The sequence below is a fragment of the Streptomyces sp. NPDC057307 genome (assembly GCF_042667665.1).
Lineage (GTDB): Bacteria > Actinomycetota > Actinomycetes > Streptomycetales > Streptomycetaceae > Streptomyces.
Genome location: NZ_JBHUZM010000070.1, coordinates 1 through 23,048, shown reverse-complemented (window position 1 = coordinate 23,048; position 23,048 = coordinate 1). Strand labels below are relative to the sequence as shown.

Sequence of the window (23,048 nt, the reverse complement as noted above, 5' to 3'; positions counted from 1 at the left end):
GCCGTGTTGGTAGCCCAGGCTTGCCGTGATGCCCTTTCAGCAGCAGAGGCACGGACACCACGGAAGGTTCAGGCATATGCGTTTGCGGCAGTGGCAAGATGACGGACTACGGCGGTTCTTGGGGGTGAGCCGAGACTTTCTGGTAGTGGCCACTCCAGGGGCAGGCAAGACCGCGTTCGCCCTGCTCGCGGCGCAGGCCATGATGGATCGGGGTGAGATTGGTTGGATTACCGTCGTTGTTCCAACCGATCATCTGAAAGGGCAGTGGGCTAAAGCCGCCGCCCGCCAGGGAATCAAACTCAATCCCGTCTTCACCAACGCGAAGAAGAGAACAGCACCGGACTACGACGGCGTGGTTACGACCTACCAGTCTGTCGCAGCTGATCCAGGCGTCTGGGATGGAATGTCCAACCAGCCGAGTCGTCCATGCCTGGTCATTCTGGACGAGGTACACCATGCTGGAGACTCTGAACACCTAGCTTGGGGTCCGGCACTTCTTACGGCATTCGGTGGCGTGCACCGGCGACTCATGCTGTCCGGTACTCCCTTCCGAACTGACGCAAAACCCATCCCATTTCTGCGCTATGACGAGGAGCGGCGTGTAATTCCCGATATCAACTATGACTATGGCATGGCTCTGCAGGACCAAGAAGTGGTTCGCCCGGTGGTCTTTCCGGCCTTGGACGGCGAAGCCAGGTGGCGTCTTGCGTCCGAACATGCAGTGTCGAGGAAGCTCTCCGAGACCGATCCCAGGACTATCTCTCATGCCCTGTCTGCAGCGCTTGACCCCGGTAAGGATTGGATTCCGTCGGTTCTGCGTCGGGCCAACGACGAGCTGTCACTGATTCGGCAAGACACCCCTGACATCGGCGGTCTGGTTCTGGCGAGTAATCGTCAGCATGCCCGCGCGTATGCCGAGATCCTCCAGGAAATTACCGACGAATCAGCCACAGTCGTTATCTCGGATGCCCCCAGTGCATCCAAAAGAATTTTCGAGTTCGCAGCCAACTCCTCCCGCTGGATCGTTGCAGTGCAGATGGTTGCTGAGGGTGTCGATATCCCGCGATTGGGCGTGATCGTGTATGCGACCCGCACTCGAACAGAGCTGTTCTTCCGTCAGGTCGTCGGCCGGTGTATCCGTCGACGTGGTGATGACGATGAGCTATGCGCACGTGTATTCATTCCCACAATCCAGCCACTTCTTGACCCGGCCGCACGGATTGAACTGACTGTGCAACACGTGCTACGCGATGAAGAGGACAGGGTTAGAACTCGCCAGGCCGTAGGAGAATCTGCGGCTGCCAGCGAAAATCCGCCTCCTGCATTGCCGCGCCGGCTTGAGGTGATTGGCTCATCACAGTCCGTGCATCCGTACACCATTAATAGTGGTGAGACATTTGGTGAAGGAATCCTTCTGAACGCGCGGCGTCTAGGCCGGGAAGCCGGGCTTCCTGCTAGTGCTGAACCTTCTGCCATCGTCCGTCTCATGCGTTTGGCAGGTAACCGAATCGGCGATGGCAGGCCCTGGCCCGTTGTTAAGGAGCAAACGCTCGCCGAGCGCAAGAAAGAGCTAAGGGCCGTGGTGAACCGTAAAGTTGGACACCTGGCCGTCCTGACTCGGCAGCCTCACCGGAATATTCACCTTCGTCTGCATAGCGAATTCGGGGAGGGTAACATTGAGCAGGCAACGCTGGACACGCTTAACGAGCGGCTGATTCTCCTTGACGGCTGGATCGACGAGGCAAAGTCGCCAGGTGGCCAGCAAGGAGAAATCTGGCCTTCAACGTAAGCATCATCCGAGGAGCATGCTACTGAGCTTAAACATGAGTTGTCGTAGTTGCTGACAGGGTCCGATCCTTGCAGCGCATCGTTTAAGCGAAGGCGAGTGAGCGGAATGCGTTGCGAACCCGGGTCAGTGGTTCGCGATCCCGGCTGTATAAGACAGAAATGGATCACTCAAGCAGTGGATGAACAAAGGTCACAGCATGAGTGACCTCTCCACTCTCCGAAACCTCCTCAGAGAACACGAACCTACCCTGCATGCTGCCGTCCACTGCCGGCGAAGAAGGGGATTCTTTCACCCCTGACCATCGATCGAATCCAGGGGCCTTCTGGGCAGCGACTTCATTAATCACCGCACCGAGGTTCAAGGAGGGAGCGCTGTCGACCCAGGTCTCAGTCCACCCTCCTTGAGGGAAGTCTCTCGGATCTCCAGAGCGTAGGTGCTGGCGCATCGACTCCAATACACAATCCTCGACAGTGCGAGCAGCCTCCCGATTCGGAATGAGGCACCGATCAATCAGGACACCGCCCCGGGAGATGTGGGCAGCGACCCGGTCATACACCCTCGGCTCGCTATGCGTGATTCCGACCTTGATCAGCCCAAGGGGTGGAAAGTGGATCAGATATACCCAGTGACGGAGATCCGGGTCGATCCCCTCTGTGCACCGCAAGCAAGGAGGGGCGCCAGCAGCGAGCGCGCAGATGGAGACCTTCCTGCTCGCACCACAGTCGGGCTCAGCACAGTGCGCAGAGACTGGATCCGATAGCTTCGCATACCCGTCGTGCTCTCGAATCAATCCGTACTTGCCATAGAACTCGTTTTGCCAACCATTGAACTTTGACGTGAAGCATGCATGGCAATGCGTCCAGGGCTTACTCCTACTCGAAAGTATGTGGACGGCGTTGAAGGTGTTCGGGGCAGCACAGAGTACGCACACGACATCGATCGACTCCCAAACTTCCCCGATACGGCTGACCATTTGACTCTCGGGAAGCGTCTTCCCAGACCCGTCCACCATCTCAAAACCTGCTTCGCGGACCATTCGGGCCACGTCCCTCTGGTCCATCAGCCAGTGCTCTGGGTCCCGCGCCAGACCGTCCTCATACATGCGGCGACCGACGCACCAGTTGCAGAGTTCAATACTTCGCGACTGGATCTCCTTGTACGGAATCGCCCCGGGCCTGCCACAGGTCTGGCACCGGTAGTTCCTCGGGGCCCCAGGAGATACAAAAGTCCCCTCTGGATCTACCTTGAGCGCACGGTAGATCGCATCGATACACTCAACACAGCGTCCTGGCTTGCCTTTGCGATTGGCACTCTCATTCTTGCCACACCTGGAACAGGGTCGGACTGCCATGGGGCCCCCTTCAGCACGATTGCCTCTACGAGGCTACGGGCGGGCACTGACAACAGGCCGGGGTAGCCATCCTCACCTCTCAGCGATCCCTTCACCGCGCGTGGTCAGCTCAAAGGGGGCATCGCGGACGGATGACCTTGTCGGTGGACTACCGCCCCGGACCTACCCAAGCCTCCCGACGCCTACGCACACCAGGCCATCTGACGTGCATTTTTCATGATGCATAGGGCCCAATGATGTGGGCGACCTTCAGGGACTCCGGCTTCAAGGTCAGGTCAGTCTCCTCGTACAACTCGCGCACCACAGTCTCAGTGATGGGCTCGCCGGGTTCGCTCTTGCCGACGGGCAGGTCCCACATGCCCTGGGCGAACTTGGCGTTCTCACTGCGCTGGAGGAGGACGGCGCGGTTGGTGGCTTTGTCGTGGACGATGACGGCGGCGACCAGCAGGATCATGGATTCGAGGGCGGGCGGTAGGGCTTTGGGTTGGTCGTCGGTTGTCCGCTGAGCCACGGCTGGCGTCCCTTCGTCGCTCGCAGCCAGTTGCGAGGCGCGGTCCACCTCAGAACTGCTGCCTGATCCCTTCATCCTCGCGACCTCAACCTCCGTGTGACTACTTGCAGTTGGAGTCGTCTTCGAACCGGCGGCGTGGGTCGGTCCTCTGTCTCAGTCGAAGGCGAGCTCGCGGAAGGCGTTGCGAATCTCCGTGAGGGGCTGGCGGTCGCGGGTGTAGTAGAGCTTGTTGGTCAGCAGTGCGGCCCAGCGCCCCTGGTCGGGTGAGATCCACATGCCGGTTCCGGTGAAGCCGTAGTGCACCCAGACATCCTGGGTCGGCTTGGTACCAGGAGCCGGGTGCCAGAACAGGCCGCGTACGGGCCCCAGTTCACCGGTCTGGATCGTCAGCGACTCAGTCGCCCAGGTCGACCCGAAGCCGGCCTGCTCAGATGCTGAGGTGCCGCCCAGCATGTAACGCAGGAAAGCGGCGAGATCGTCGAGGACTGTGAAGGCACCGGCGATGCCGCACACGCCGCCCAGGAGTCGTGCAGAGAAGTCGTGGGCGACGCCTTTGAGGTGAGTACTGGAGTCCTCGTCGAGTTCGGTTGGTGCGCACCGTGCGGCGATCTCGGAGGGCAGCGGCCCGAACAGGGTGGTGTTCATACCGAGCGGCTGCCAGATCCGTTCCGTGGCGAGTTGGTCGAGGCGCTGGCCCGAGAGGTGTTCGGCGAGGTAGCCGAGGATGAGGGCGGCGCGGTCGGTGTACTCGACGGCCTCTCCAGGCTGGCGGTGCAGTGCTTCTCTCAGTACGCCGTCGCGGATGTCCTGCCGGTCGGTGCCGTAGAGGTTCTTGAGTTGGGCCCGCAGGGGGACGCCGGCCGTGTGAGTCAGCAACTGGCGGGCGGTTACCGATCCGAGCGCGTGGCCTTCGACCTCGGGCCAGAAGGTGCCCAGGCGAGAGTCGAGGTCGAGCTTGCCTTCTTCCCAGAGGGAGCCGATGGAGGACCACACAGCGAGGATCTTGGTGAGGCTGGCAGCGTCGAAGACGGTGTCGGGCCGCGTCGGCACGTCCGGTTGCTCGGGGTCAAGGACCCCTGTGGTGCCGTGAACATGAGTTCCGGCGGCGTCTCCGACGGCCCATACAGCGCCGGGGTAGACCTTGTCGCGGACGCCTTCACTCAGGAGCTGTTCGATGCGGTCGGTGCGGTACGTCATGGTCTCCCTGTTCGCAGTGGGCATCCCGTCGGTCAGCGTAGTGACGCGCGTGGGATGAGTGGAGGAACGGCGTGCTGAGCTGCCCTCATGGCAGGCCGGTTACCTCCTGTGCCGAACGGTCCCGTTTCTGAGCCTGCTCAGGAGAGTTGGTGGCCGAGGTCGATGAGGGCTTGCGCGGTAGTCGAGAGCGGGTAACGGGCGGCGTTCGCGTAGCCCGCCTGCCGCAGGGTGGAGAGTAGGCCGGGAGAGGTTCGAAGCCGATCCAGATCGCGGGCGAGGGCGGCCGAGTTGGTGAAATCCGCGGCTACGCCGGTCGCGGCGAGGGCCTCGCTGAGGCCCGGTACGGGTTGGTAGAGGACGGGCAGCCCACAGGCTTGGGCCTCCAGCGCGACCAAGCCCATGGCCTCCAGGGTGGTGGACGGCATGACCAGTACGTCGTGCTCGGCGAACGTCTTCCACAGTTGTGGACGGCGTAGCCACCCGAGGTAGTGGGCCCTCACGCCGGCCCGTTGCAACAGCGGGGCCAGGGCGTGGAATTGGGCCCGGGGCGCGGCGATGCTCAGCTCGACACCTGGCACAGGAGCCAGGCTCTTGATCAGAGCTGCCACTCCCTTCTCGGCGGTCAGCCGTCCTGCGTACAGCAGTCGTAGGTGGCTGGTGGAGGCGCGGGTTGGTCGGGGCGGTGGAATGGTGAGCAGGTGGTCGGGGATGCCCCAGGGGATGTGGGTGATCTTCCTGCGGTCGATCTGTGGAGCAAGCTTGAGCAGGCGGTCGGCCATTGCCACCGTCGGCACGACGATCGCGTCTGCGGCTCTCGCGGTCTCGCGCAGGACGCGGAGTTGATCGCGATGGGCCTCGGCGAAGATCAGGTCGGTGCCGTGGACCAGGGCGATGCGGGGACGCAGGGGCAGGGCTCGGATAAGGGCTGGGGTGGCGCCGAAGGTCAGGTGCTGGAGGTGCAGGACGCCGATCTGGGTGGGGTCGATCGCAGCTGTGAGGGCCCTGCGTAGGGCTGTGACGTAGTTGCCGAAAGCCGGGCCTTCCAGGCATTTGCCAGCCACAGGCAGTAGGTCGAGCCCAGCGGGGGGAAGGCGACTCGGGTTGGACGGGCCGAGCATGAACGCGCGTGCGGGGATGAGGGGGCGGTCTCCCGTGTAGAGGTCGAGGAAGAGTTCGACGCTGCCGCCAGGACTTCCGGCGGGCAGGTCCAGCAGGGTGGCGGCCAGTGGCCCGGCGGCTGAGCGGGGACTCACAGGACTCCTCCGGGGATCTCCTCGTAGAGGCGGGAGATGTCGATGCCGTCGGTCGCCGCGTACTTGGAAAGCTGCTGCTGGTAGCTGGCTGGCGTGCCGAAGGCGGTGAGGAAGACGAGCTTGCCGAAGGTCATCCCCGGATAGACCCGCACGGGCTTGGCGGCGCGGATCTCCAACGTCCAGCGGATGGCGTGGCCTTGGTGGCCGAGCGGGGCGGAGACATGGACCCAGATGCCGAGGGTGCCGATGGTCCGATTGCCGTTGAGCATCTGCGCGTACGTCTCCGAACCGGTCTTCTCCAGCGTGACGCCGAGGTAGAGCACCCCCGGCTTCAGCACCAAGCCCGTTGCGGGGATGGCCTGTTCGATAAACGCGGTGGGGGCGGCGGCGTCCAGGTCACCGGCGCAGACGCGGAGCGTGTCGCCGAGCCGCCAGTCGTAGGCATTCGGGGAGAGACGGGCGGGATCGTACGGGTCGATCGTGATCTCGCCCGACTGAAGGGCAGCTCTGATCGCGGGGCCGGTGAGGATCACGAGGCGACCGCCTCGAACCGGGCGACGTCCCGCCAGTACTTCGACGGCTGCGGGCCTGCGGCGGCCTGGTACTTGCCTTGGTACGGGTCGATTTCACCGGTCGAGACGAAGAATATGATCTGCGCGATCTTCATGCCGGCGTACACCCGCAACGGACGCACCGGCGAAAGCATCAGCGTCCACTGGCCGTGGAAGCCGATGTCGCCGATGGGGGCGGTGATCTCGACGAAGAGTCCGAGCCTGCCTACCGAGGAGCGGCCGAACAGCAGCGGCACGAAGGAGTTGGAGCCGACCTGTTCGAGGGTGTGCCCGAGGTACAACTCGCCGGGCTGGAGTCGTTCCCGATCTCCGTCTCACACGTGAGGTTGGGGCGGTGGGAATCGATAACGGTGTCGGCGTAGGTCAGCAGGGTGGGACCGAGGCGGACGTTGTAGCTGTTGGGGTTGACCTGCTCCAGTTCGAAGGGATCGATGGTCAGGCGACCGTCGCGGGCAGCGGCGATGATCTCAGGTCCGGTGAGGATCACTGCTCGCCTCCCTCGGTGGCGCCGCCGGGCAAGGCGGTAGCCAGGACACGGCGTACGGCTTGGCCGAGCCGGAGCCCGGCTTGATGCGTTCGGCCGCCCAGGTGGCTGTCGGCGAGGTAGCCCGTCGTCAGCACGCTGCTCATCGCCGACGGAAGGGGCGTAGGAGTGATTGCCAACGGGCCGACACATTCAGCGAGTTGGCTGAACAGCTTGTCTCGGCCCTGGGCATGCTCGTAAGGAAGGGCAGCGTGGACGAGGTGGTTGTCGAAGGGCTCGATGGCCAACAGGTCGCCGAGGGTGAGCACTTTGCCGAGCGGTACGGAACGGAGGGCGGTCTCGTTGAGGATGACCGCGTCCGCGCCGAGGCCAGAGTGGAGTCGGCTGCCGATCTCTCGCAGCAGACGACTGCGGTCCAACTCACCATTGCGATAAGGCTCGTTCACAGTTCCGAGCGGACTCGTCAGCTTCCGGCCGATGCAGGAGATCTTCTCCTGCACCGTGGCGAGGTCTTCGGGAACTGCGGCAGCGTTGGGAAAGGTGCATGTGCGAGCGGCCCACCCGCTGCCGACCGGTTCTGCGGTGGCATAGCCGATGCCGAGTTCGCGTCCCTTGACGACCAGCGTGTCGCCGATGCGCACGGGACCGTAGGTGTCGCTGTGGCAGTGGCCAGCGAAGATGACGTCCGCGAACGGGCAGGCGGCGGCCAGCTTCAGGTCCTCCTCGAAGCCGGAGTGGGACAACACGATCCAGGCGTCGGCTCGGTGGTGGTTCTCCAGCATCACCTCGCGCAGAGCGTGGGCCGGGTTGGTGACGTAATGGCCGTTGCGGTCGCGGATGGGGATCGTGTTGAACGCCTGCGGACCGATCACCGCGGTGATGGCGACCCGTTGGCCGCCGATCCGCTTGATGCGTGCCCGGTCGAAGAGCGGTTTGCCGTTGGCGTCGGAGGCGTTGGCGCACACGGTCATCTCGTGCAGCCCTGGCTCGAAGTAGTGCGGCCAGCCGTGATTTTCGGGCGCGAGCAGGTCGTACAGGCCGGTGAGGATCTCGCGCTCGATCCGGCCCTTGCCGAAGCGGTAGTAGCCGCTTCCTTCGAAGAAGTCGCCGCAGTCCACGATCAGGCTCTCGGCCCGGGCGGAGTGGAGGTGGGTGAGCATCGGCGTGGCCGCGTCGAAGGCCGAGTGGACGTCGGTCGTAGCGATGATCTTCCGTAACCGTCGGCTCATGGGGTGACCTCGCAGATGTCGGCGCCGAGGGCGTGCAGTTTGGTGGGCAGATCGGCGTGTCCTCGACGGAGTTGGTCGAGGCCGCCCAGCGTGGTGACACCGCGTGCGGTGAGGCCGGCGATGAGCAGGGCGGAGCCCGTGCGGATGTCGGTGGCCTCCACTCCGGTCCCGGTCAACTGCTGCGGACCGGTGAGACGGCACTTGGTGGGCGACAGGTCGTGAATCTCGGCGCCGAGGCGGGCGAATTGGGGCAGTAGGTTGCCGTGGCGGCCGGGATTGATGGTGTCGGAGAAGAGATGGGTGCCGGGGCGGGTGAGGGCCAAGGCCATCAGGGGCGGTTCGAAGTCGGCGTCCAGGCCGCCGGGGGCGAGGGAGGCGACGGCTCGTAGCGGCCGGCTGGTGGGGCGGGTGTCGTGGGCATGGATGGTCAGTACGTCGTCCTCGGTGCTCGCGGGCACACCGAGCTGTCGTAGAGCGCTGACCAGGGGAACGACGTCATCGCCGCGTACGCCGCAGATACGTGCGTCGCCGCCCGTCACTGCAACGGCACAGGCCAGCGTGCCTGCCTCGATCTTGTCGCCAGGCACCTTCCAGGCGATGGTCTCCGTGGGAGCGGATGGGGGCGGCGCGAGCGAAAGAAGAGACTCGCCGGCCCGGCACTGCCATCCAGCCAGCCGTAGCGCCTCTACGACGCTGAGGACTTCCGGCGAGAGGTTGGGCCCTCCCAGCCGCAGTGGCCGTCCGCCCACAACGGCGCGCAGGACGGCGGCGATGGTCGCGCCTCGGGAGCGGAAGGGCAGCATGATCGAGACCGTTCCGGTCCGTGCGGCGGCTGCTTCCACGAGGTAGCCCCGGTCGTCGACGGTCGTACGGTCGCCGAAATGCTCGTAGACCGTGAAGTGCTGTTCCATGCCGCGTTCCCCGATCCGGCACCCGCCTGGCCAGGGAAGTCGGGCCCGACCGTAGGCGCCGAGCAACGCTGGTACGAGGTAGTACGAGGCTCGGATGCGTGCGGCGGTTTCGGGGTCGGGCCCCGGTTGCGGCCTGTCGCTGGGCAGGATGACCGCAGTGTGCGGATCGGTGACGGGGCGGGCCGTGTGCCAGCCGGACTGCTGGAGCAGGGTGAGCATCGTTTCGACGTCAGTGTTTGTCGGGACGTTGCCCAGGTGCACTGGGCGGTGCATGGCCGCGGCGGCGGCCAGAAGTGGCAGGGCTGCGTTCTTGGACCCGTCGACAGTTACGGACCCGGCAAGGGGAGTGCCGGGCCGGATGGCGACCACTTCGGCGGCGACTGGGGGGATCCGTACGGCTGTCAACCGTCAACTCCTTTGCAGGGGAAGGCATCGTGAGGGCTGGTCCGGGCCGCTGACCTTGAACTCGGCCCAGCACCGCTTGCCGGACGGCAGCGGGTCGATCCCGTGGCGGTCCGCGAGGGCGGCGACGATGAACAGGCCGCGTCCGCCCTCCTCGTCCGCGTCCGGCAGTCCGACCTGCGGGGCCTCGGAGCTGGCATCGGTCACCTCGATCAGCAGGCGTTCGTCGTTCAGGCGGGCGCCGGCCGAGATGGGGCCGTGGCCCGCGTGCCGTACCGCGTTGGCGAGCAACTCGGCGGCGACCAACTCCGCTGTCTCCAGGAGTTCCTGATCGAGAGAGGCGTCCCAGGCCCGTATCCCGATGGCGAGCTGCTGGCGCGCGAAGCTGGCGGCAGCAGGTGTGCCGTGAACGGGGAAATGGATCTGATGCGCTTCCATGAGCGGCCTCCTGGATCGGTGTGGCATCTCCACGCAACCGCTTCGGAGGCAAGCTGGACCACGCCGTGTGCCGTCGCTGCATCACTTATGCAGGAGCTGCATCGCGGTCAATTGCCGTTCGGTTACGCTCGGTTGAGCAGGCAGGATCGGCGACGGCAGAAGGGGCCGTGGCACAGATGGCCGAGGCACAGAGTGAAGCGAGACGGATCGGCGAAGTGATCCGTCAGGCCCGCGTGTTACAGCGGCGTTCTCAGACGGAGGTTGCCGCCACCCTGGGGTACCACCAGTCGAAGGTGAGCCGTCTGGAGAGCGGCAGGGGCACCGAGGACGTGCGCACGCTGCGCGAGATCGCGCAGGTGCTGGACATTCCACCGCACCGTCTAGGTCTCGTCGCCTCCTCCGACACCAGCCCCGCCGACCCCGGAACAGAGGACATGCACCGCCGTACCTTCCTGGCCGCGAGCGTCGCAGCTCTCGCAGCTCCGCCGTCGTCCACCGCAGCGCACTTCGACCTGGTACAGGTACTGCTGCCAAGCACGAGCCCTGCTGCCACCGGGCAAGCCCTGGACATCGACGAGCTACGGGACCGGACACGGGACGTGCGCCGGATGTTCTGCACGTGCGACTACACGGATCTGGAACGGACGCTGCCGGGTCTGATCACCGACCTGCGCCATGCCGCCGGCGGCTCATCCGGCTCTGCGGAGGCGTCCGGGTTGCTCGCCACCGCGTACCAGACGTCGGTAAGTCTGCTGCTGAAGCGAGCCGATCAGGGCAACGCCTGGCTCGCGGCCGGTCGGGCCATGGCCGAGGCGGAGCGATCTGGTGATCCCATCGTCCTCGCCGCCAGTGTCCGCGTTCACGCCCACGTCCTCGTGCGCGAGAAGCACACTGCTCAGGCCGTGAACATGGTCCGCCACACCGCCGACCAGCTCACCGGTTCCTACGACCAGCGCTCGCCCCGGTACCTGGCAGCGGTCGGTCTGCTGTTGCTCCGCGGGGCGACCGCCGCCAGCAGAAACGGCGACCGCGCCACCACCCAGGACTTCCTCACCGAGGCCAAAGAAGTGGCGCGCTACGTCTCCTTCGACCGACCCGACGCCTGGGCGAACTTCAGCCCCACCAACGTGGCCCTGCACGAGATCAGCGCGACCGTCTCCTTCGGCGACGCTGGCATCGCGCTGGAAACCGCACGGCCCCTCATGCGGCGGCACATTCCCGTCCCCGAGCGCCGGGCTGCGCTCTGGGTGGAAACCGCTCGCGCCTACAGTCAGCAGGGCAGACTCGCCGACGGCTACCAGGCCCTGCGCATCGCCGAGAGCTGTGCGGCCCAGGACATCCGCCGCCCGGCCGTACGTGAACTGGTCGCCGACATGGCAGCCCGCGACCGCCGCCGGGCACTGCCTGAGCTGCACCACTTCAGTCGTCAACTGGGAGTGCCCGCGTGAGTGACCAGCCCGACAAGCCGTTCCTCCAGATCGTCGTCTGCGCGGCCGGGGTCGCCGCCGATGTCGGCAAGCTGATCACCGCGGCACAGGAACGGAACTGGGACGTAGGTGTCGTCGCCACCCCGCAAGGGCTCGCCTTCCTCGACGTCGAGACGGTCGAGGCACAGACCGGTCTCCCCATCCGCTCGGCCTGGCGGACACCGGACCAACCGCGCCCGACCCGACCCGCGGACGCGATCGCGGTCGCCCCGGCCACCTTCAACACCGTCAACAAGTGGGCCGCCGGGATCTCTGACAACCTCGCGCTCGGCATCCTGTGCGAAGCACCCGCGATGGGTGTGCCGGTGGCCGTGCTGCCGTACCTGAACTCCGCCCAGGCCGCCCACCCCGCGTACCGGCAGAGCCTGGAGCGGCTGCGCGAGATGGGCGTGCTGATCGGCTCGTACGAGCCTCATCGGCCGAAGGCCGGCGGTGGGGCCGACCGGTACCGCTGGGAGGAAGTGCTGGAGCTGCTTGCCCCGAGGCTGTCTGCGAGGTCGTGATCAGCGCCGCCTTGTTTGCGGCGGTTGTGAGGTCGGGATGGCGGCAGGTATGTGGCCTGCGGCATCCGGGAGTTGTGGTGCACTGCCGCTCCGTACTGTGCTGCGAGCCTGTGCCGCACGGGCTAGTGCGCTGGGCGCCGGTCGTGTGCTGAGACGTTGGATACGCCAGGTCAGGACTCGTGCGGGAGAGTCGGCGTCGTCCAGGGCACGCTGGTCGGCGGCCTGCTGAAGGAGCCGCCCCGGGTCGTGGCCTGCTGCCTCGGCCTCGGCGAGGGATACGGTGAGGGCACCGAAGGCGGGGTCTTCGACGATCTGCTCGACATGGTGGGGCATGACCTGGTGCAAGTTGCGAATGTGCCGGTCCACGGTCTTCTGGGGTGGTCGGCGCTGCGCGAGAGTGGTCAGAGGCGCGGTTGCCGCTTGGTTGTAGGCGGCCTGGAGATGGATCAGCGTCTCGTGCGCGGCGGCGACCTGCTGGTCGTGGTGGTGGAGTTGGTGCCAGCGGGCGGCGGCGATGACGACGAGGATCGCAGCGTCGAGGAACATCGCCAAGGCCGTGCCGTTTCCATTGGAAACGGGCTCTCGGAGCATCGCGCGTACGGCGCTGCGCAGAGCGCGGGCGTGGTGGTGATCGGCGCGGATGCGGGAGCGGGTGGCGCGTTCGAACGCGGTGGCCGCTTCTCGGAGTTGGTGGCGCACGGCTTGGGGTGTGACGAGGGGAAGGGCGTCGAGGGCTTCACCGAACGCGGCGAGGTGACCTTGGGAGGCTTGGTCGTCGGGTTGGTCGAAGTGGTGGGGGATGCGTTCGGCTGCGGCGGTGGCCTGGTGCCAGGGGTTGGGCCTGCGCCTGCCCGACTGGCCGGTGGGCTGCGACCCCATACTCACCAGACGTTCTTGGATCTTGGGGAGGGACAGGTCCGGGGCGAGTTTGGAGCCGGAGTACCAGATGGGACCCTGGGCGTCGTCCGCGACGGCGACCTTATATCCCCGTACGTCGCCTGAGGGGAAGTGCACGACCTCGACGAGCACGCCGTCGATGTGGCTGAGCAGGTCGACGAACTCCTCGATGGTGGAGGCGGCGGCCACGGCGGTGCGGACGGTGGTGCGCAGGCGTTCGCGGGCGGTCTTGTCGTGGCCGGCGCGGCGGGCCTTCTCCTGTTCGGCGCGGGTGGGGCGTTCAGCGGCGGTGCGATCTCCGCGGACGACCTGGAAGAGACCGTATTCCTTCTCGATGGCGGCGAGTTGGCGGTCGGCGGTGAGGTAGTCGTTCCAGTGGCGAGCGGTGTGCAGGTCGGCGCGGACCTTGGTGGCGGCGATGTGGATGTGGTCGGGGGCGTGCCGGACGGCGACCCAACGACAGCCGTCTGGATCTCCGTCGGACGCGATGCCGGTGGCCGCGACGACGCGGCGGGCGATGTCGGCCCACTCCTCGTCGCTGAGGTGGCGGTCGCTCTCCGCGGCCCGGATCGAGCAGTGCCACGTGTGCTTCTCGGGGGTGCGGCCGAGGCGCCTGGCCTGTTTGACGTGCAGGTCGAGGTCGGCCACGAGCAGCTTCTTCGTAGCGTCGAAGTCGTCGGTGCGGCCGGGGTCGGGGGCGAAGCCGTCCCAGGAGGCGACCAGGTGAGGGTCGGTGTGGTCCTTGGCCTTCTTCGTGTCGAACAGGTACCGGATCAGGCCCGCGGTGTCCGTGCCGCCGCTGATCTTCGCAATCACCGGGCGGACTTCTTGGCGACGGCTTGGTTCGCGGCGGACGCGATGTGGCGGACGGTGGCGCCTACTGCGTCCAAGGCGGGTTCGACCTGGGCCAGCGTGGCGTTGTCCCCAGGGTGTGGATGGCCGCCGGAGTTGAGCTTCTTGGCGATCTGGTTGATGTTGTGGCCGATCTTGGCGACCTCGCTGCGCAGGGCAGTCAGTTCGTCGATGTAGTCGTCCAGTGAGGTGCGCTGGCCGGGCAGGGCGAGGTCACCGTGGAGGTGGGCCATGACGACGGCGCCGACGTAGTGGGCGCCGGCGATGTTCAGGGCCCGGGCCTTGGCGAGGATCGCGGTCTTCTCGTCAGCGCTGTAGCGCACATCGACGCGCTTCTTGCGCTGGACGGGTTCGCGCTGACGGCGGCGGGCGACGCGGTGCAGCGCAGCGGCATCGGCTGCTCGTGTCAGTGGAACGGCGGGGGTCTCGACGAGCTTGTCCTCCTCGGGCACCCCCTGGTGCCCGAGCCCCTCCGCCACCCCCGGGGCGGAGGCACCCTCGTTGGACCGGCCCTTGGACGGTCCAACGGGATACCTTGCTGGCTGGGTTGCGGTGGTGGTCATCTCCTTCTGGGTACTGGGAAGTTCGTAGTCCGGGTCGTGCATGAGGGGGTTCTCCGTGGCGGGTTCGTGGGGCGGGAAGCGGTGGTCTCAGAAGGCATTGGCAGATGCCCTGTCGTGTTCGGCCTGCGGCTGAGTGGCGGCCTCGTCGAGTTCGGTCTGCAAGGCGTCTTTGACCTTCTCCGCGTCGGCCCTGCCGATGGACAGGCCCTTGTCTCGTATCGCCGCCTCGATGTGGCGGCGCGAAGCGCGGCCTCCCCGTCCGAGTGGCGCGGTGCGGGCGATGGTGAGGTACTCCTCGGAGACCGTGCTGAACTCTTCGTCTTCCGGCTCGTCCGAAGGATGCGGAAGCTCCGGCAGATTGGTGGCAGCCTGCGCCACGTCGGAGTGCCGGTCCGCCACTTCCAAGGCGGCTGGCTGCGGCTGACCGGAACCGTCTTCCGCGAGACGGACTATCTCGGTGCCGTTGTGGCTGCGGTCGGCGGTGTTGTGGCGTTGAGTGGCGTCGGAGGGCTCGGCGACGAGTTGGTGGATCTGCCGCATCAGGACACCGAAGGCCAGCAGCGCGGCGGTCGGGGGGACCGCGGCGACCACGTAGTCGAGCAGGGGTACGGCGCCGGTGCCACCCGTGCCACTGACGCCCGCCACGTTGAGTGCGATGGAGCCGGCCGATCCGGTCGCGGTGAGGGCGATGGCCCACCCGTCGGTCGCTTGGCGCAAACCAGCGCGGAGCATGAGCAGTTCGCCCGCGACGATGAACGCGTCAAGCGTTGCGGGCCAGGCCCACTGGCGGACCGGGGAGTTCCTGAGCCCGTGTTGTCCGGCGACCTCGGCGAGATGCGCGTACGAGAGCCAGAACCCGCCGACCGTGAGGGCCACGATGACCACGCCCGCTGCGATGAGCGTGAATCGCTCGGCGGCCTTCTGGGTCGTGGTCGGCCGTCCCTCGTCGAGGCGGTCGTCTGGGTTGCTGGCGGTGGAGAGGTTCGTCAAGCGGGGTGCTCCTAGGCGTTGACGGTGTGGTCCGTCCTTGCCGTCTTGGCCGTTGCAAGCGCAGGTCAGGACAGGTACGGCACGAGGTCCGGTCTGCCGTCTCGGCCGATGCCGTAGGCGTTCTAGGGCATCGGCCGGGACGGCTTAGTGGTGGTGTGCCGTCCCAGCGGCTGACGCTCTGACCTGCGGCGATACGGCGGGGACGCGCGGGACGGCACAAGACGGATCGGGACGTGGTCCGGGCCAGGCAGCGCGGCTTCGTGATCGCGTTGCCGTCTTGCCGCCGGTTGCCGTCTTGTCTGCATGCCGTTTGACCTGCGGGATCACGGCAGGGACGGCAGGGACGGCAGGGACGGCCACCCGGGGGATGCGGGGCTCAGCCCGAGGCGGAGGCGGTAGGCCCGGCGTCCACCGGGTGGACGGTGGGGCAGTAGCGCCGCCAGGCGTCAAGGAACTTGTTCCGCATGTAGCCCTTGCGTTGGGTTCCGTCGGCGAGACGGACGTTGCCGGGCTTGATGGCGTACGGGCTGAGCATCCGTGCCAGTTCGCGGGAGTCCAGCCCGCTGCGCCCCCACTCTGCCCACGGGGCCTCCGCGTCCTGGCGCAGGTGGTAGAGCACCTCATCCGTGGAGAGGCTGTCCGCCTCGCGCTGGGCAGCGAAGACCCGGCGGATGTCGGCGAGGATCCGCGCGCCGCCGGGTCGCTCCTCCTCCGCTTCGACCTCTGTGGCCACCATCCGCGCACACGCCGCGCGGGCCCGCCGGGGCCAGGACCCGGCGGCAAGGTCGGCGACGATGACCAAGGGCTCCCAGGTGTCAGCGGCCCGGTCTTCCACCGGCATGACCGGCTCCAGCTCTGCCGCCTCGTCCAGCAATGACCTGGCCAAGGCAGCGATACGGTCCTGCAGATCATGCAGGGCCGGGATGTCGCGGCGGGAGCGGAAGGGCTTGACCTTCTCGCCCTCGGCCCGGCGCCGCATGCGGATCACGATGGACCGGTCCATGATCGTGTCGGGCAGGTCGCCGATGCCCGCGATGGCCGCCATGGCGAAGGTCGCGAATCGGTGCGGGGTGTGGTCGTTGCCGACGACCCGGGTGACGTACCGGTTGCGCTGGTGGCCGGCGTTGAGCAGGCCGCGCATCTCCTCGTTCTTCTCCGCCTGCTTCGGGGTGCCGAAGATGGTGTCGGCCTCGTCCACCAGGAGCGTGGGCGGGTTCTCCTCGGTGATCGACCGGAAGATGGCCGCCGGGGTGGTGTTGATGGTGAGCATCGGCTCGTGGACCGTCTCGGTCAGCACGTCTAGCAGCCGCGACTTGCCGCACCTCTTCGCCGGCCCCACCACCGCCAGACGCGGCGCGTGCTGCCACGCAGGCTGCAGATGCGTGGCCGCCACCCACAGCGCGACCGCGTCCAGCGCCTCGGGCGAGGGCAGGATCACGAACTTCGCTATCTGCGCGCGCAGTTCGTTCAGAAGCGCCGAGCCGGGCGTCGGCTCAGGATCCGGAGCTGCCTCCTCGGCGGACTGGTCTGCTGAAGTGGCTTCAGACGCACCGCTGTTGGCGGACGTCGGGCTCTGGTGGCCGAGCTGGTCGGGGATGGTGACGGGCGGCCACGAGGGCTTGTCGGAGTCGGAATAGGGCTCGGCTCCCGCATGTTCCACAGGGCAGCTCCTTGTCTGGCGGTGGCGGGCGGGTGCGCCCTGGCCGCCGGGTTGGTTCTTCACGGGCCGGTTGGGGTTACTCGGGCCTCCGGCGTTGCACCGCCGGGGGCCCATCCCCTTCTCGCGGGCACCAGGCCACCGCGAGGGAACACGGACCGTACGTCCAGACTCGGCAACAGTCCAGCGTTTCTGTGTCAGCTCAGCGCAGAACCGTTTGCTACTGTTCCGCCCGCTCACGCCGCCAGACCCAGCAGATCAAGCAGATCCGCCGTCACGACCCGGTAGGCGTTGCCCAGCCGCAGCACCTTGCACGGGTACTCGCCCCGCTTCGCAAGCTCGTACCCCTTGCTCCGCCCGAGCCCGAGAGCACGGTTGCCCGTGTCCAGGTCAACGGACACAGGGAGGGCTAGAAGCTCCTCGCGACTCATCCCCTTCGAGCCCTTCACCCGTCCGGCCATCGCGTCTTCGCGCATGCAGTGCGCCCCTTTTCGGTACAGCCCTCGGCGAACATGGCCCTCATGTCCGACTCCAGGCGTCTACCAACCATCATCGGGAAGCTAATGTGTCTTCATGACACAACACGGTGTGGATGCTGATGAGGACGACGTTCCCGAGTGGGAGGACCGGGTCAAGGCCAACGTCGCCGGCGAAGTCCGGCGCAGAAGGAAGGAGATGGGGTGGAGCGCACAGGATCTGGCCGACCGGTGCGAGGAACTCGGGCATCCCATCCCGCGCACCGTGATCGCCAACATGGAGTCCGGCCGCCGGGCCACCCTGCCCCTGGTGGACGTCATCGTCCTGGCCGCCGCCCTGGAGACGTACCCGGTCTGCCTGATCTTCCCGGTCGGCTACGTCGAGAGGACCCAGGAACTCCCCTTCCAGGAACTCGTGCCCACCTGGGACGCCCTGCGCCGCTTCACCGGCGACGAGGACGTGGCCTTGCACGACGCGGGCCTGGTCCCCGACTTCGAAGCGCACGACAACCTCGTACGCACCGCCCTGGCCGCCCTCGAAGAAGCGGAACAGGCACGGTTCGCAGCCAAGACGACAAGCAACCGCGCCCAGCAGGACGAGGCCGAGCGCAGGCGGACCAAGTACTCCGACGAGGCCATCTCCGCCAAGTACAAACTCCGCTATCTGCGCCGCGACCTCCGTGACGAAGGCGCCACCCCGCCCTATCTCCCACCCGCCCTGGGCGACGTCGACCTGCCCGAACCCGACCCCAACACCACCCCGGAGGAACGCCCTTGAAGGGCTCTACCTACCGCCGCTGCTCCTGTCGTGACCCCAAGACCGGCAAGGAACTCGGCTCCTCCTGCCCGAGGCGCAACAGCAGGAACCACTGCACCTACTCCATACGCCAGGAGTTGCCGCCCCACGAAGACGGCAGCCGACGCTCCTTCGCCCGTGGCGGGTACGCCAGCCTCAAGGCCGCCCAGGTCGACCTCGACCACGTTCGCGCTCTCATGGCGCTCGCCGAGCCGGACGACCCCGAAGGCGTCCAGCTGATCGCCGAGATGCTGTCCGAGGTCAGGGCGAAAAGCTGCCCCTCCCCGACGTGGAGGAGACCCGGCGTCGCCTCAACGCCGGCCAGGACCTCGTCGGCAGCCTCACCGTGAGCGAGTGGCTGGACCGGTGGCTCGCGGGCAAACGCATCCGGAAGTCGGGCGTCAGCCGCTACGAGACCGACGTCCGCGTCCACCTCAAGCCCCACATCGGCGACCGGCGCCTCGAACGGCTGCGCGTGAGCCACCTCAGCGAGATGTTCACCGCCATCACCGACGCCAACGCCGAGATTCTGGAGCAGAACGCCCAACGACGTGCGGCGGTACAGGAGTTGGCGGCCGTGCCGTGGAAGGGCGTGGAGAACCGGGCCCGCCGTAAGGCGACGAGGGCAGCGATCGATGCAATGCCGCCCTTCCGCCGCGTCACGGGCCCCTCGACGCGCCAGCACGTCAAGGCCACGCTCCGCGCTGCCCTGAACGAGGCGATCGGCCAGCAGATCATCACGTTCAACCCGGCGTCCCACGTGGAGATCGACCCCGTCCGCAAGCCGAAGGCCCTCGTGTGGACGGACGAGCGGGTCGCGCGGTGGCAGCAGACCGGCGAGAAGCCCTCCCCCGTCATGGTTTGAACGCCCGAACAGACCGGCGCCTTCCTCGACTTCGTCGCCGCAGATCGGCTGTACGCCATGTGGCACCTGATCGCCTTCCGCGGCCTGCGTCGTGGCGAGGCGTGCGGCCAGCCCTGGTCGGAGACCAACCTCGACCGACACTCCCTCACCGTCACCGGCCAACTCGTCCAGGACGGTTGGGACGTCGAGGCGACCGAACCGAAGACCGACAGCGGCTTCCGTGTCGTGGCCCTGGACGATGACACCGTTAGCGTCCTGGAGCGCCACCGCAAGCAGCAGGAGGCGGATCGCGAGGAATGGGGATCGGCCTGGGTCGACACCGGTCTCGTCTTCACCCAGGAAGACGGCTCCTGGTTGCACCCCGGCAAAGTGACCGACCTCTTCGAACGGCTCGTCACCGCCTCCGGCCTGCCGCCGATCCGGCTCCACGACCTCCGCCACGGCGCGGCCACCCTCATGCTCGCCGCCGGCATCAACGTGAAGATCGTGTCGGACACCCTTGGGCACAGCGACACCCGCATCACGCGGGACATCTACCAGAGCGTCCTCCCCCACGTCGGCAAGAGCTCAGCCGAGGCCACCGCCAAGCTGGTCCCTCTCCAGCGCAAGGCCGAGGCGGAGAAGGCGGCCCGCAAGGCCGCGAAGGCCGCCCGGAAGGCCAAGGAGAAGGCGAAAGCCCAGGCCAAGGCGAAGAAGAACAAGACGCGGAAGAAGCCCAAGAAGTAGGGCACCGAGCCGCTCCGCTCACGCATCGCTCACGCAAGCCGTCCCACGGCACCCCAGCCGTGTGACCCGTCGCGCCCCGAGCAACACAAAAGGCCAGGTCACGGGCGATGTGACCTGGCCTTCGCCAGAGCCCCCTGTCGGATTCGAACCGACGACCTACGCATTACAAGTGCGTTGCTCTGGCCAACTGAGCTAAGGAGGCGTGCGGGAAAACTATAACCGGCGCGGATCACAGGTCAGCCGGGAATTTCGTCGTGGTTCACCTACTGACAGATCTTGAAACGCGGGGTAGCGTCACCTCAAGTTCATCCAGGTGGACTAGACCCATCCTCCGCCCTCCGGCGGGGGAACCACTCCTTTACTCGGATCGTCCGGCACGTTCCTGCCGGTGAGGGGACCACATCACCATGGCCACTGTCTCGTTCGACAAGGCGACCCGTGTTTACCCGGGTTCCACCAAGCCCGCCGTCGACCAGCTCGAGCTCGACGTCGCGGACGGCGAGTTCCTCGTACTGGTCGGGCCTTCCGGCTGCGGCAAGTCGACCTCCCTGCGCATGCTCGCGGGTCTTGAGGACGTCAACGGCGGATCCATCCGCATCGGTGACCGCGACGTCACGCACCTGCCGCCCAAGGACCGGGACATCGCGATGGTGTTCCAGAACTACGCGCTCTACCCGCACATGTCGGTCGCCGACAACATGGGCTTCGCGCTGAAGATCGCGGGCATCAACAAGGCCGACATCCGTAAGAAGGTCGAAGAGGCCGCGAAGATCCTCGACCTCAGCGAGTACCTGGACCGGAAGCCGAAGGCGCTCTCCGGTGGTCAGCGCCAGCGTGTGGCCATGGGGCGCGCCATCGTGCGTGAGCCGCAGGTGTTCCTCATGGACGAGCCGCTGTCGAACCTCGACGCCAAGCTCCGTGTGTCGACCCGTACGCAGATCGCCTCGCTCCAGCGCCGCCTGGGCATCACGACGGTGTACGTCACGCACGACCAGGTCGAGGCCATGACCATGGGCGACCGGGTCGCCGTCCTCAAGGACGGTCTGCTGCAGCAGGTGGACTCGCCGCGCAACATGTACGACCGGCCCGCCAACCTCTTCGTCGCCGGCTTCATCGGCTCCCCGGCCATGAACCTGGTCGAGGTCCCGATCACCGACGGTGGCGTCAAGTTCGGCAACAGCGTCGTCCCGATCTCCCGCGAGGCGCTCTCCGCCGCGGCCGACCGTGGCGACAGCACCGTCGTCGTCGGTGTCCGCCCGGAGCACTTCGACATCGTCGAGCAGGGTGGCGAGGCCGCGAAGTCGCTGTCCAAGGACACCGAGGACGCGCCGGCCGGTCTGGCCGTCACCGTCAACGTCGTCGAGGAACTGGGCGCCGACGGTTACGTCTACGGCGACGCGCAGGTCGGCGGCGAGCACAAGGACCTGGTGGTCCGCGTCAACGGCCGCGCCGTTCCCGACAAGGGCGCCAAGCTGCACGTCGTGCCGCGGCCGGGCGAGACGCACGTCTTCGCCTCGTCGACGGGCGAGCGCCTCAGCGACTGACCCGAAGCTGACCTGAAGAACGTACTAACGGCCCCGCACTTCGGTGCGGGGCCGTTTGCTTGAGTCACCCAACCGGCCAAATACCCCGGCATACCGGCCATTTCGAATCGTGTACGTCAACACCCGATTCGAAAAGACCTGTCGAACCATCCCTCGGCCGAGTGACTAAATGTCGCCAAATCATCACTGACCGCTACGCTCGCCTGCGTGACCCACACAGCCCGCCGAATCGGCCGAAGTCTCGCATTCGTACTGCCCGTCGTCCTCGTACTCTCCGGAACCCTGGCGGTCGCGACCGTCCCGTGGGCGGCGAAGAACTCCGACGCGCAGATCCTCACCGCCTCCTCGGACAAGGCGTCCGTACGCGCCAAGTCCCGCGCCCCGCAGGACGTTCTCCGCGACAAGCTGCTCGTGGAACTCCAGGAGAAGGACCCGGGCATCGCCCTGACCCACCTCCAGCGCCAGATCGAGGAACGCCCCTCGCTCGCCAAGCACTGCATGTCCCTGGCCCGCGCGCTCGGCCGCGCCGCTGTCGCGCAGTACGGACCCACCCGCGCGCAGTCGTTCTCCCGCCCCGTCTGCGACACCTCGTTCGCCTACGGGGTCTCCCAGCAGACCGCGGGGCACTGACCGCCGGCCCCCCGACCGACCCGCCTATCGTTCACGGCATGATGACGTTTCCGACACAGGCCGTGGTCCTCGCGGGCGGCCAGGGGTCGCGGCTGCGCCCGTACACCGACGACCGTCCCAAGCCGATGGTCGAGATCCCCGGCACGGGGACCCCGATCATCGGCCATCAACTCGCGTGGCTGGCCGCCGAGGGCGTCACGGACGCCGTGGTCTCGTGCGGCCATCTCGCCGAGGTGCTCCAGGAGTGGCTGGAGGCGTCGGAACTCCCGCTGCGTGTCACGACCGTGGTGGAGCAGGAACCGCTGGGGCGCGGTGGCGGCCTCAAGCACGCCGCCGCCCGGCTGCCCGAACCGGATCAGCCCTGGTACGCCACCAACGGCGACATCTGGACCCGTTTCTCGCTGCGCGAGATGGCCGCGTTCCACGCCGAACGCGCCGCCACCGCGACGCTCGCCCTCGCCCGGCCGCGGATTCCCTGGGGGGCCGTGGAGACCGACGAGTTCGGGCATGTACTGGACTTCATCGAGTCACCGCCGTCGCCGTATCTGATCAACGCCGGTGTGTACGTGTTCTCCCCGGCGTTCGCGAGTCTGCTGCCCGAGCGCGGCGACCACGAGCGGACGACCTTTCCCGGGCTGGCGCGCGAGCGCAGGCTGGCGGGCTTCCCGCTGCCGCAGGGCGCGTACTGGCGCGCCATCGACACCGCGAAGGACCTCACGGAGGCGGCCAAGGAGCTGGCCGCCGCCGCCCGTTGACGTTCCTGTCGACGTAGAGGTCCATATCGACGCGGCCGTTCATATCGACGTGGAGCGGGCCTGACGGGGTTCGCCGCGGGCCGCCCGACCCCGGAGACGTAACGGACGCCCCAGGCCCGTAGACGGGCGCACAGCACGTATACGAGGGCGGCCACCCCGTCATGCGGGGT

At 67.0% G+C, this 23,048-nt stretch carries 18 protein-coding genes, 1 tRNA gene and 3 pseudogenes; 8 read left to right on the top strand and 14 right to left on the bottom strand.

What is annotated here, in order from left to right; all coding sequences use genetic code 11:
• The first annotated feature begins 28 nt into the window (after positions 1 to 28).
• Positions 29 to 1,789 (top strand): DEAD/DEAH box helicase, encoded by a 1,761-nt coding sequence (locus ACFUN8_RS22685; protein WP_383640520.1) that lies wholly within the window; start codon positions 29 to 31, stop codon positions 1,787 to 1,789.
• A 1,583-nt stretch (positions 1,790 to 3,372) separates the two neighbouring features.
• Here the strand turns inward: ACFUN8_RS22685 and ACFUN8_RS22680 are convergent.
• The 8 genes and pseudogenes from ACFUN8_RS22680 to ACFUN8_RS22645 all read right to left on the bottom strand — a co-directional run.
• Positions 3,373 to 3,651: pseudogene (locus ACFUN8_RS22680) on the bottom strand (NUDIX domain-containing protein); the annotation flags it as partial.
• Positions 3,652 to 3,804: 153 nt separating this feature from the next.
• Positions 3,805 to 4,848 (bottom strand): serine hydrolase domain-containing protein, encoded by a 1,044-nt coding sequence (locus ACFUN8_RS22675; protein ID WP_383640556.1) that lies wholly within the window; start codon positions 4,846 to 4,848, stop codon positions 3,805 to 3,807.
• Positions 4,849 to 4,985: 137 nt separating this feature from the next.
• Positions 4,986 to 6,101, bottom strand: coding sequence for a glycosyltransferase family 4 protein (locus ACFUN8_RS22670; protein ID WP_383640517.1), 1,116 nt, complete (start codon positions 6,099 to 6,101; stop codon positions 4,986 to 4,988).
• The gene (locus ACFUN8_RS22665; protein ID WP_383640514.1) at positions 6,098 to 6,634 is read right to left on the bottom strand and encodes a deoxycytidine triphosphate deaminase; all 537 of its coding nucleotides are present in this window, start codon (positions 6,632 to 6,634) and stop codon (positions 6,098 to 6,100) included. Before ACFUN8_RS22665 ends, ACFUN8_RS22670 begins: the two co-directional genes overlap by 4 nt.
• Positions 6,631 to 7,160, bottom strand: a pseudogene (gene dcd, locus ACFUN8_RS22660) (dCTP deaminase). Before dcd ends, ACFUN8_RS22665 begins: the two are co-directional and overlap by 4 nt.
• Complete coding sequence (locus ACFUN8_RS22655; protein ID WP_383640512.1) at positions 7,157 to 8,386, bottom strand: metallophosphoesterase; 1,230 nt, start codon at positions 8,384 to 8,386, stop codon at positions 7,157 to 7,159. Before ACFUN8_RS22655 ends, dcd begins: the two are co-directional and overlap by 4 nt.
• On the bottom strand, positions 8,383 to 9,666 hold the full coding sequence (locus tag ACFUN8_RS22650) for a UDP-N-acetylglucosamine 1-carboxyvinyltransferase (RefSeq protein ID WP_383640553.1): 1,284 nt from the start codon (positions 9,664 to 9,666) through the stop codon (positions 8,383 to 8,385). Before ACFUN8_RS22650 ends, ACFUN8_RS22655 begins: the two co-directional genes overlap by 4 nt.
• A 39-nt stretch (positions 9,667 to 9,705) precedes the next feature.
• Positions 9,706 to 10,137, bottom strand: a complete 432-nt coding sequence (locus ACFUN8_RS22645) for an ATP-binding protein (protein ID WP_383640509.1) — start codon at positions 10,135 to 10,137, stop codon at positions 9,706 to 9,708.
• Positions 10,138 to 10,313: 176 nt separating this feature from the next.
• On the opposite strand from ACFUN8_RS22645, the gene ACFUN8_RS22640 reads away from it, so the two are divergent.
• Together ACFUN8_RS22640 and ACFUN8_RS22635 are read left to right on the top strand one after the other, a co-directional pair.
• Entirely contained in the window at positions 10,314 to 11,585 is a 1,272-nt protein-coding gene (locus ACFUN8_RS22640; RefSeq protein ID WP_383640506.1) for a helix-turn-helix domain-containing protein, read from the top strand.
• Entirely contained in the window at positions 11,582 to 12,127 is a 546-nt protein-coding gene (locus tag ACFUN8_RS22635) for a flavoprotein (RefSeq protein ID WP_383640504.1), read from the top strand. The genes ACFUN8_RS22640 and ACFUN8_RS22635 overlap by 4 nt, the downstream gene beginning before the upstream one ends.
• On the opposite strand, the gene ACFUN8_RS22630 is transcribed toward ACFUN8_RS22635, so the two are convergent.
• The 5 genes from ACFUN8_RS22630 to ACFUN8_RS22610 all read right to left on the bottom strand — a co-directional run bounded on the left by ACFUN8_RS22630 (position 12,128) and on the right by ACFUN8_RS22610 (position 17,562).
• Positions 12,128 to 13,840, bottom strand: a complete 1,713-nt coding sequence (locus ACFUN8_RS22630) for a relaxase/mobilization nuclease domain-containing protein (RefSeq protein WP_383640501.1) — start codon at positions 13,838 to 13,840, stop codon at positions 12,128 to 12,130. It abuts the gene before it with no gap.
• A complete protein-coding gene (locus ACFUN8_RS22625) occupies positions 13,837 to 14,481 on the bottom strand; it encodes a MobC family plasmid mobilization relaxosome protein (RefSeq protein ID WP_383640498.1) in 645 nt (214 codons plus the stop codon). Before ACFUN8_RS22625 ends, ACFUN8_RS22630 begins: the two co-directional genes overlap by 4 nt.
• Before the next feature lie 45 nt (positions 14,482 to 14,526).
• Positions 14,527 to 15,429 (bottom strand): DUF2637 domain-containing protein, encoded by a 903-nt coding sequence (locus tag ACFUN8_RS22620; RefSeq protein WP_383640496.1) that lies wholly within the window; start codon positions 15,427 to 15,429, stop codon positions 14,527 to 14,529.
• 376 nt (positions 15,430 to 15,805) lie between these two features.
• The gene (locus ACFUN8_RS22615; protein WP_383640493.1) at positions 15,806 to 17,089 is read right to left on the bottom strand and encodes a DUF3631 domain-containing protein; all 1,284 of its coding nucleotides are present in this window, start codon (positions 17,087 to 17,089) and stop codon (positions 15,806 to 15,808) included.
• 233 nt (positions 17,090 to 17,322) lie between these two features.
• A complete protein-coding gene (locus ACFUN8_RS22610) occupies positions 17,323 to 17,562 on the bottom strand; it encodes a hypothetical protein (protein WP_383640490.1) in 240 nt (79 codons plus the stop codon).
• Positions 17,563 to 17,659: 97 nt separating this feature from the next.
• Between ACFUN8_RS22610 and ACFUN8_RS22605 the strand changes: the two genes are divergently transcribed.
• Together ACFUN8_RS22605 and ACFUN8_RS22600 are read left to right on the top strand one after the other, a co-directional pair.
• Complete coding sequence (locus ACFUN8_RS22605; RefSeq protein ID WP_383640487.1) at positions 17,660 to 18,340, top strand: helix-turn-helix domain-containing protein; 681 nt, start codon at positions 17,660 to 17,662, stop codon at positions 18,338 to 18,340.
• A pseudogene (locus ACFUN8_RS22600) lies at positions 18,337 to 19,949 on the top strand (tyrosine-type recombinase/integrase). Before ACFUN8_RS22605 ends, ACFUN8_RS22600 begins: the two are co-directional and overlap by 4 nt.
• A 128-nt stretch (positions 19,950 to 20,077) precedes the next feature.
• Here ACFUN8_RS22600 and ACFUN8_RS22595 read toward each other — a convergent pair.
• Positions 20,078 to 20,151 (bottom strand) — tRNA-Thr (locus ACFUN8_RS22595).
• Between the two features lie 205 nt (positions 20,152 to 20,356).
• Here ACFUN8_RS22595 and ACFUN8_RS22590 point away from each other — a divergent pair.
• The 3 genes from ACFUN8_RS22590 to ACFUN8_RS22580 all read left to right on the top strand — a co-directional run bounded on the left by ACFUN8_RS22590 (position 20,357) and on the right by ACFUN8_RS22580 (position 22,878).
• Positions 20,357 to 21,493 (top strand): ABC transporter ATP-binding protein, encoded by a 1,137-nt coding sequence (locus ACFUN8_RS22590; RefSeq protein ID WP_383640484.1) that lies wholly within the window; start codon positions 20,357 to 20,359, stop codon positions 21,491 to 21,493.
• A 207-nt stretch (positions 21,494 to 21,700) separates the two neighbouring features.
• Entirely contained in the window at positions 21,701 to 22,123 is a 423-nt protein-coding gene (locus tag ACFUN8_RS22585) for a hypothetical protein (protein ID WP_382561345.1), read from the top strand.
• Positions 22,124 to 22,161: 38 nt separating this feature from the next.
• Positions 22,162 to 22,878: an NDP-sugar synthase gene (locus ACFUN8_RS22580; RefSeq protein ID WP_383640481.1), complete on the top strand. Its 717-nt coding sequence runs from the start codon at positions 22,162 to 22,164 to the stop codon at positions 22,876 to 22,878.
• Positions 22,879 to 23,048 lie beyond the last annotated feature (170 nt).

Bases quoted from the DNA above. Each gene is read 5' to 3' on its own strand.
- ACFUN8_RS22685 (WP_383640520.1), top strand. From the start codon at position 29: ATGCCCTTTCAGCAGCAGAGGCACGGACACCACGGAAGGTTCAGGCAT.
- ACFUN8_RS22675 (WP_383640556.1), bottom strand. From the start codon at position 4,848: ATGACGTACCGCACCGACCGCATCGAACAGCTCCTGAGTGAAGGCGTC.
- ACFUN8_RS22655 (WP_383640512.1), bottom strand. From the start codon at position 8,386: ATGAGCCGACGGTTACGGAAGATCATCGCTACGACCGACGTCCACTCG.
- ACFUN8_RS22645 (WP_383640509.1), bottom strand. From the start codon at position 10,137: ATGGAAGCGCATCAGATCCATTTCCCCGTTCACGGCACACCTGCTGCC.
- ACFUN8_RS22640 (WP_383640506.1), top strand. From the start codon at position 10,314: ATGGCCGAGGCACAGAGTGAAGCGAGACGGATCGGCGAAGTGATCCGT.
- ACFUN8_RS22625 (WP_383640498.1), bottom strand. From the start codon at position 14,481: ATGCACGACCCGGACTACGAACTTCCCAGTACCCAGAAGGAGATGACC.
- ACFUN8_RS22610 (WP_383640490.1), bottom strand. From the start codon at position 17,562: ATGCGCGAAGACGCGATGGCCGGACGGGTGAAGGGCTCGAAGGGGATG.
- ACFUN8_RS22605 (WP_383640487.1), top strand. From the start codon at position 17,660: ATGACACAACACGGTGTGGATGCTGATGAGGACGACGTTCCCGAGTGG.
- ACFUN8_RS22590 (WP_383640484.1), top strand. From the start codon at position 20,357: ATGGCCACTGTCTCGTTCGACAAGGCGACCCGTGTTTACCCGGGTTCC.
- ACFUN8_RS22580 (WP_383640481.1), top strand. From the start codon at position 22,162: ATGATGACGTTTCCGACACAGGCCGTGGTCCTCGCGGGCGGCCAGGGG.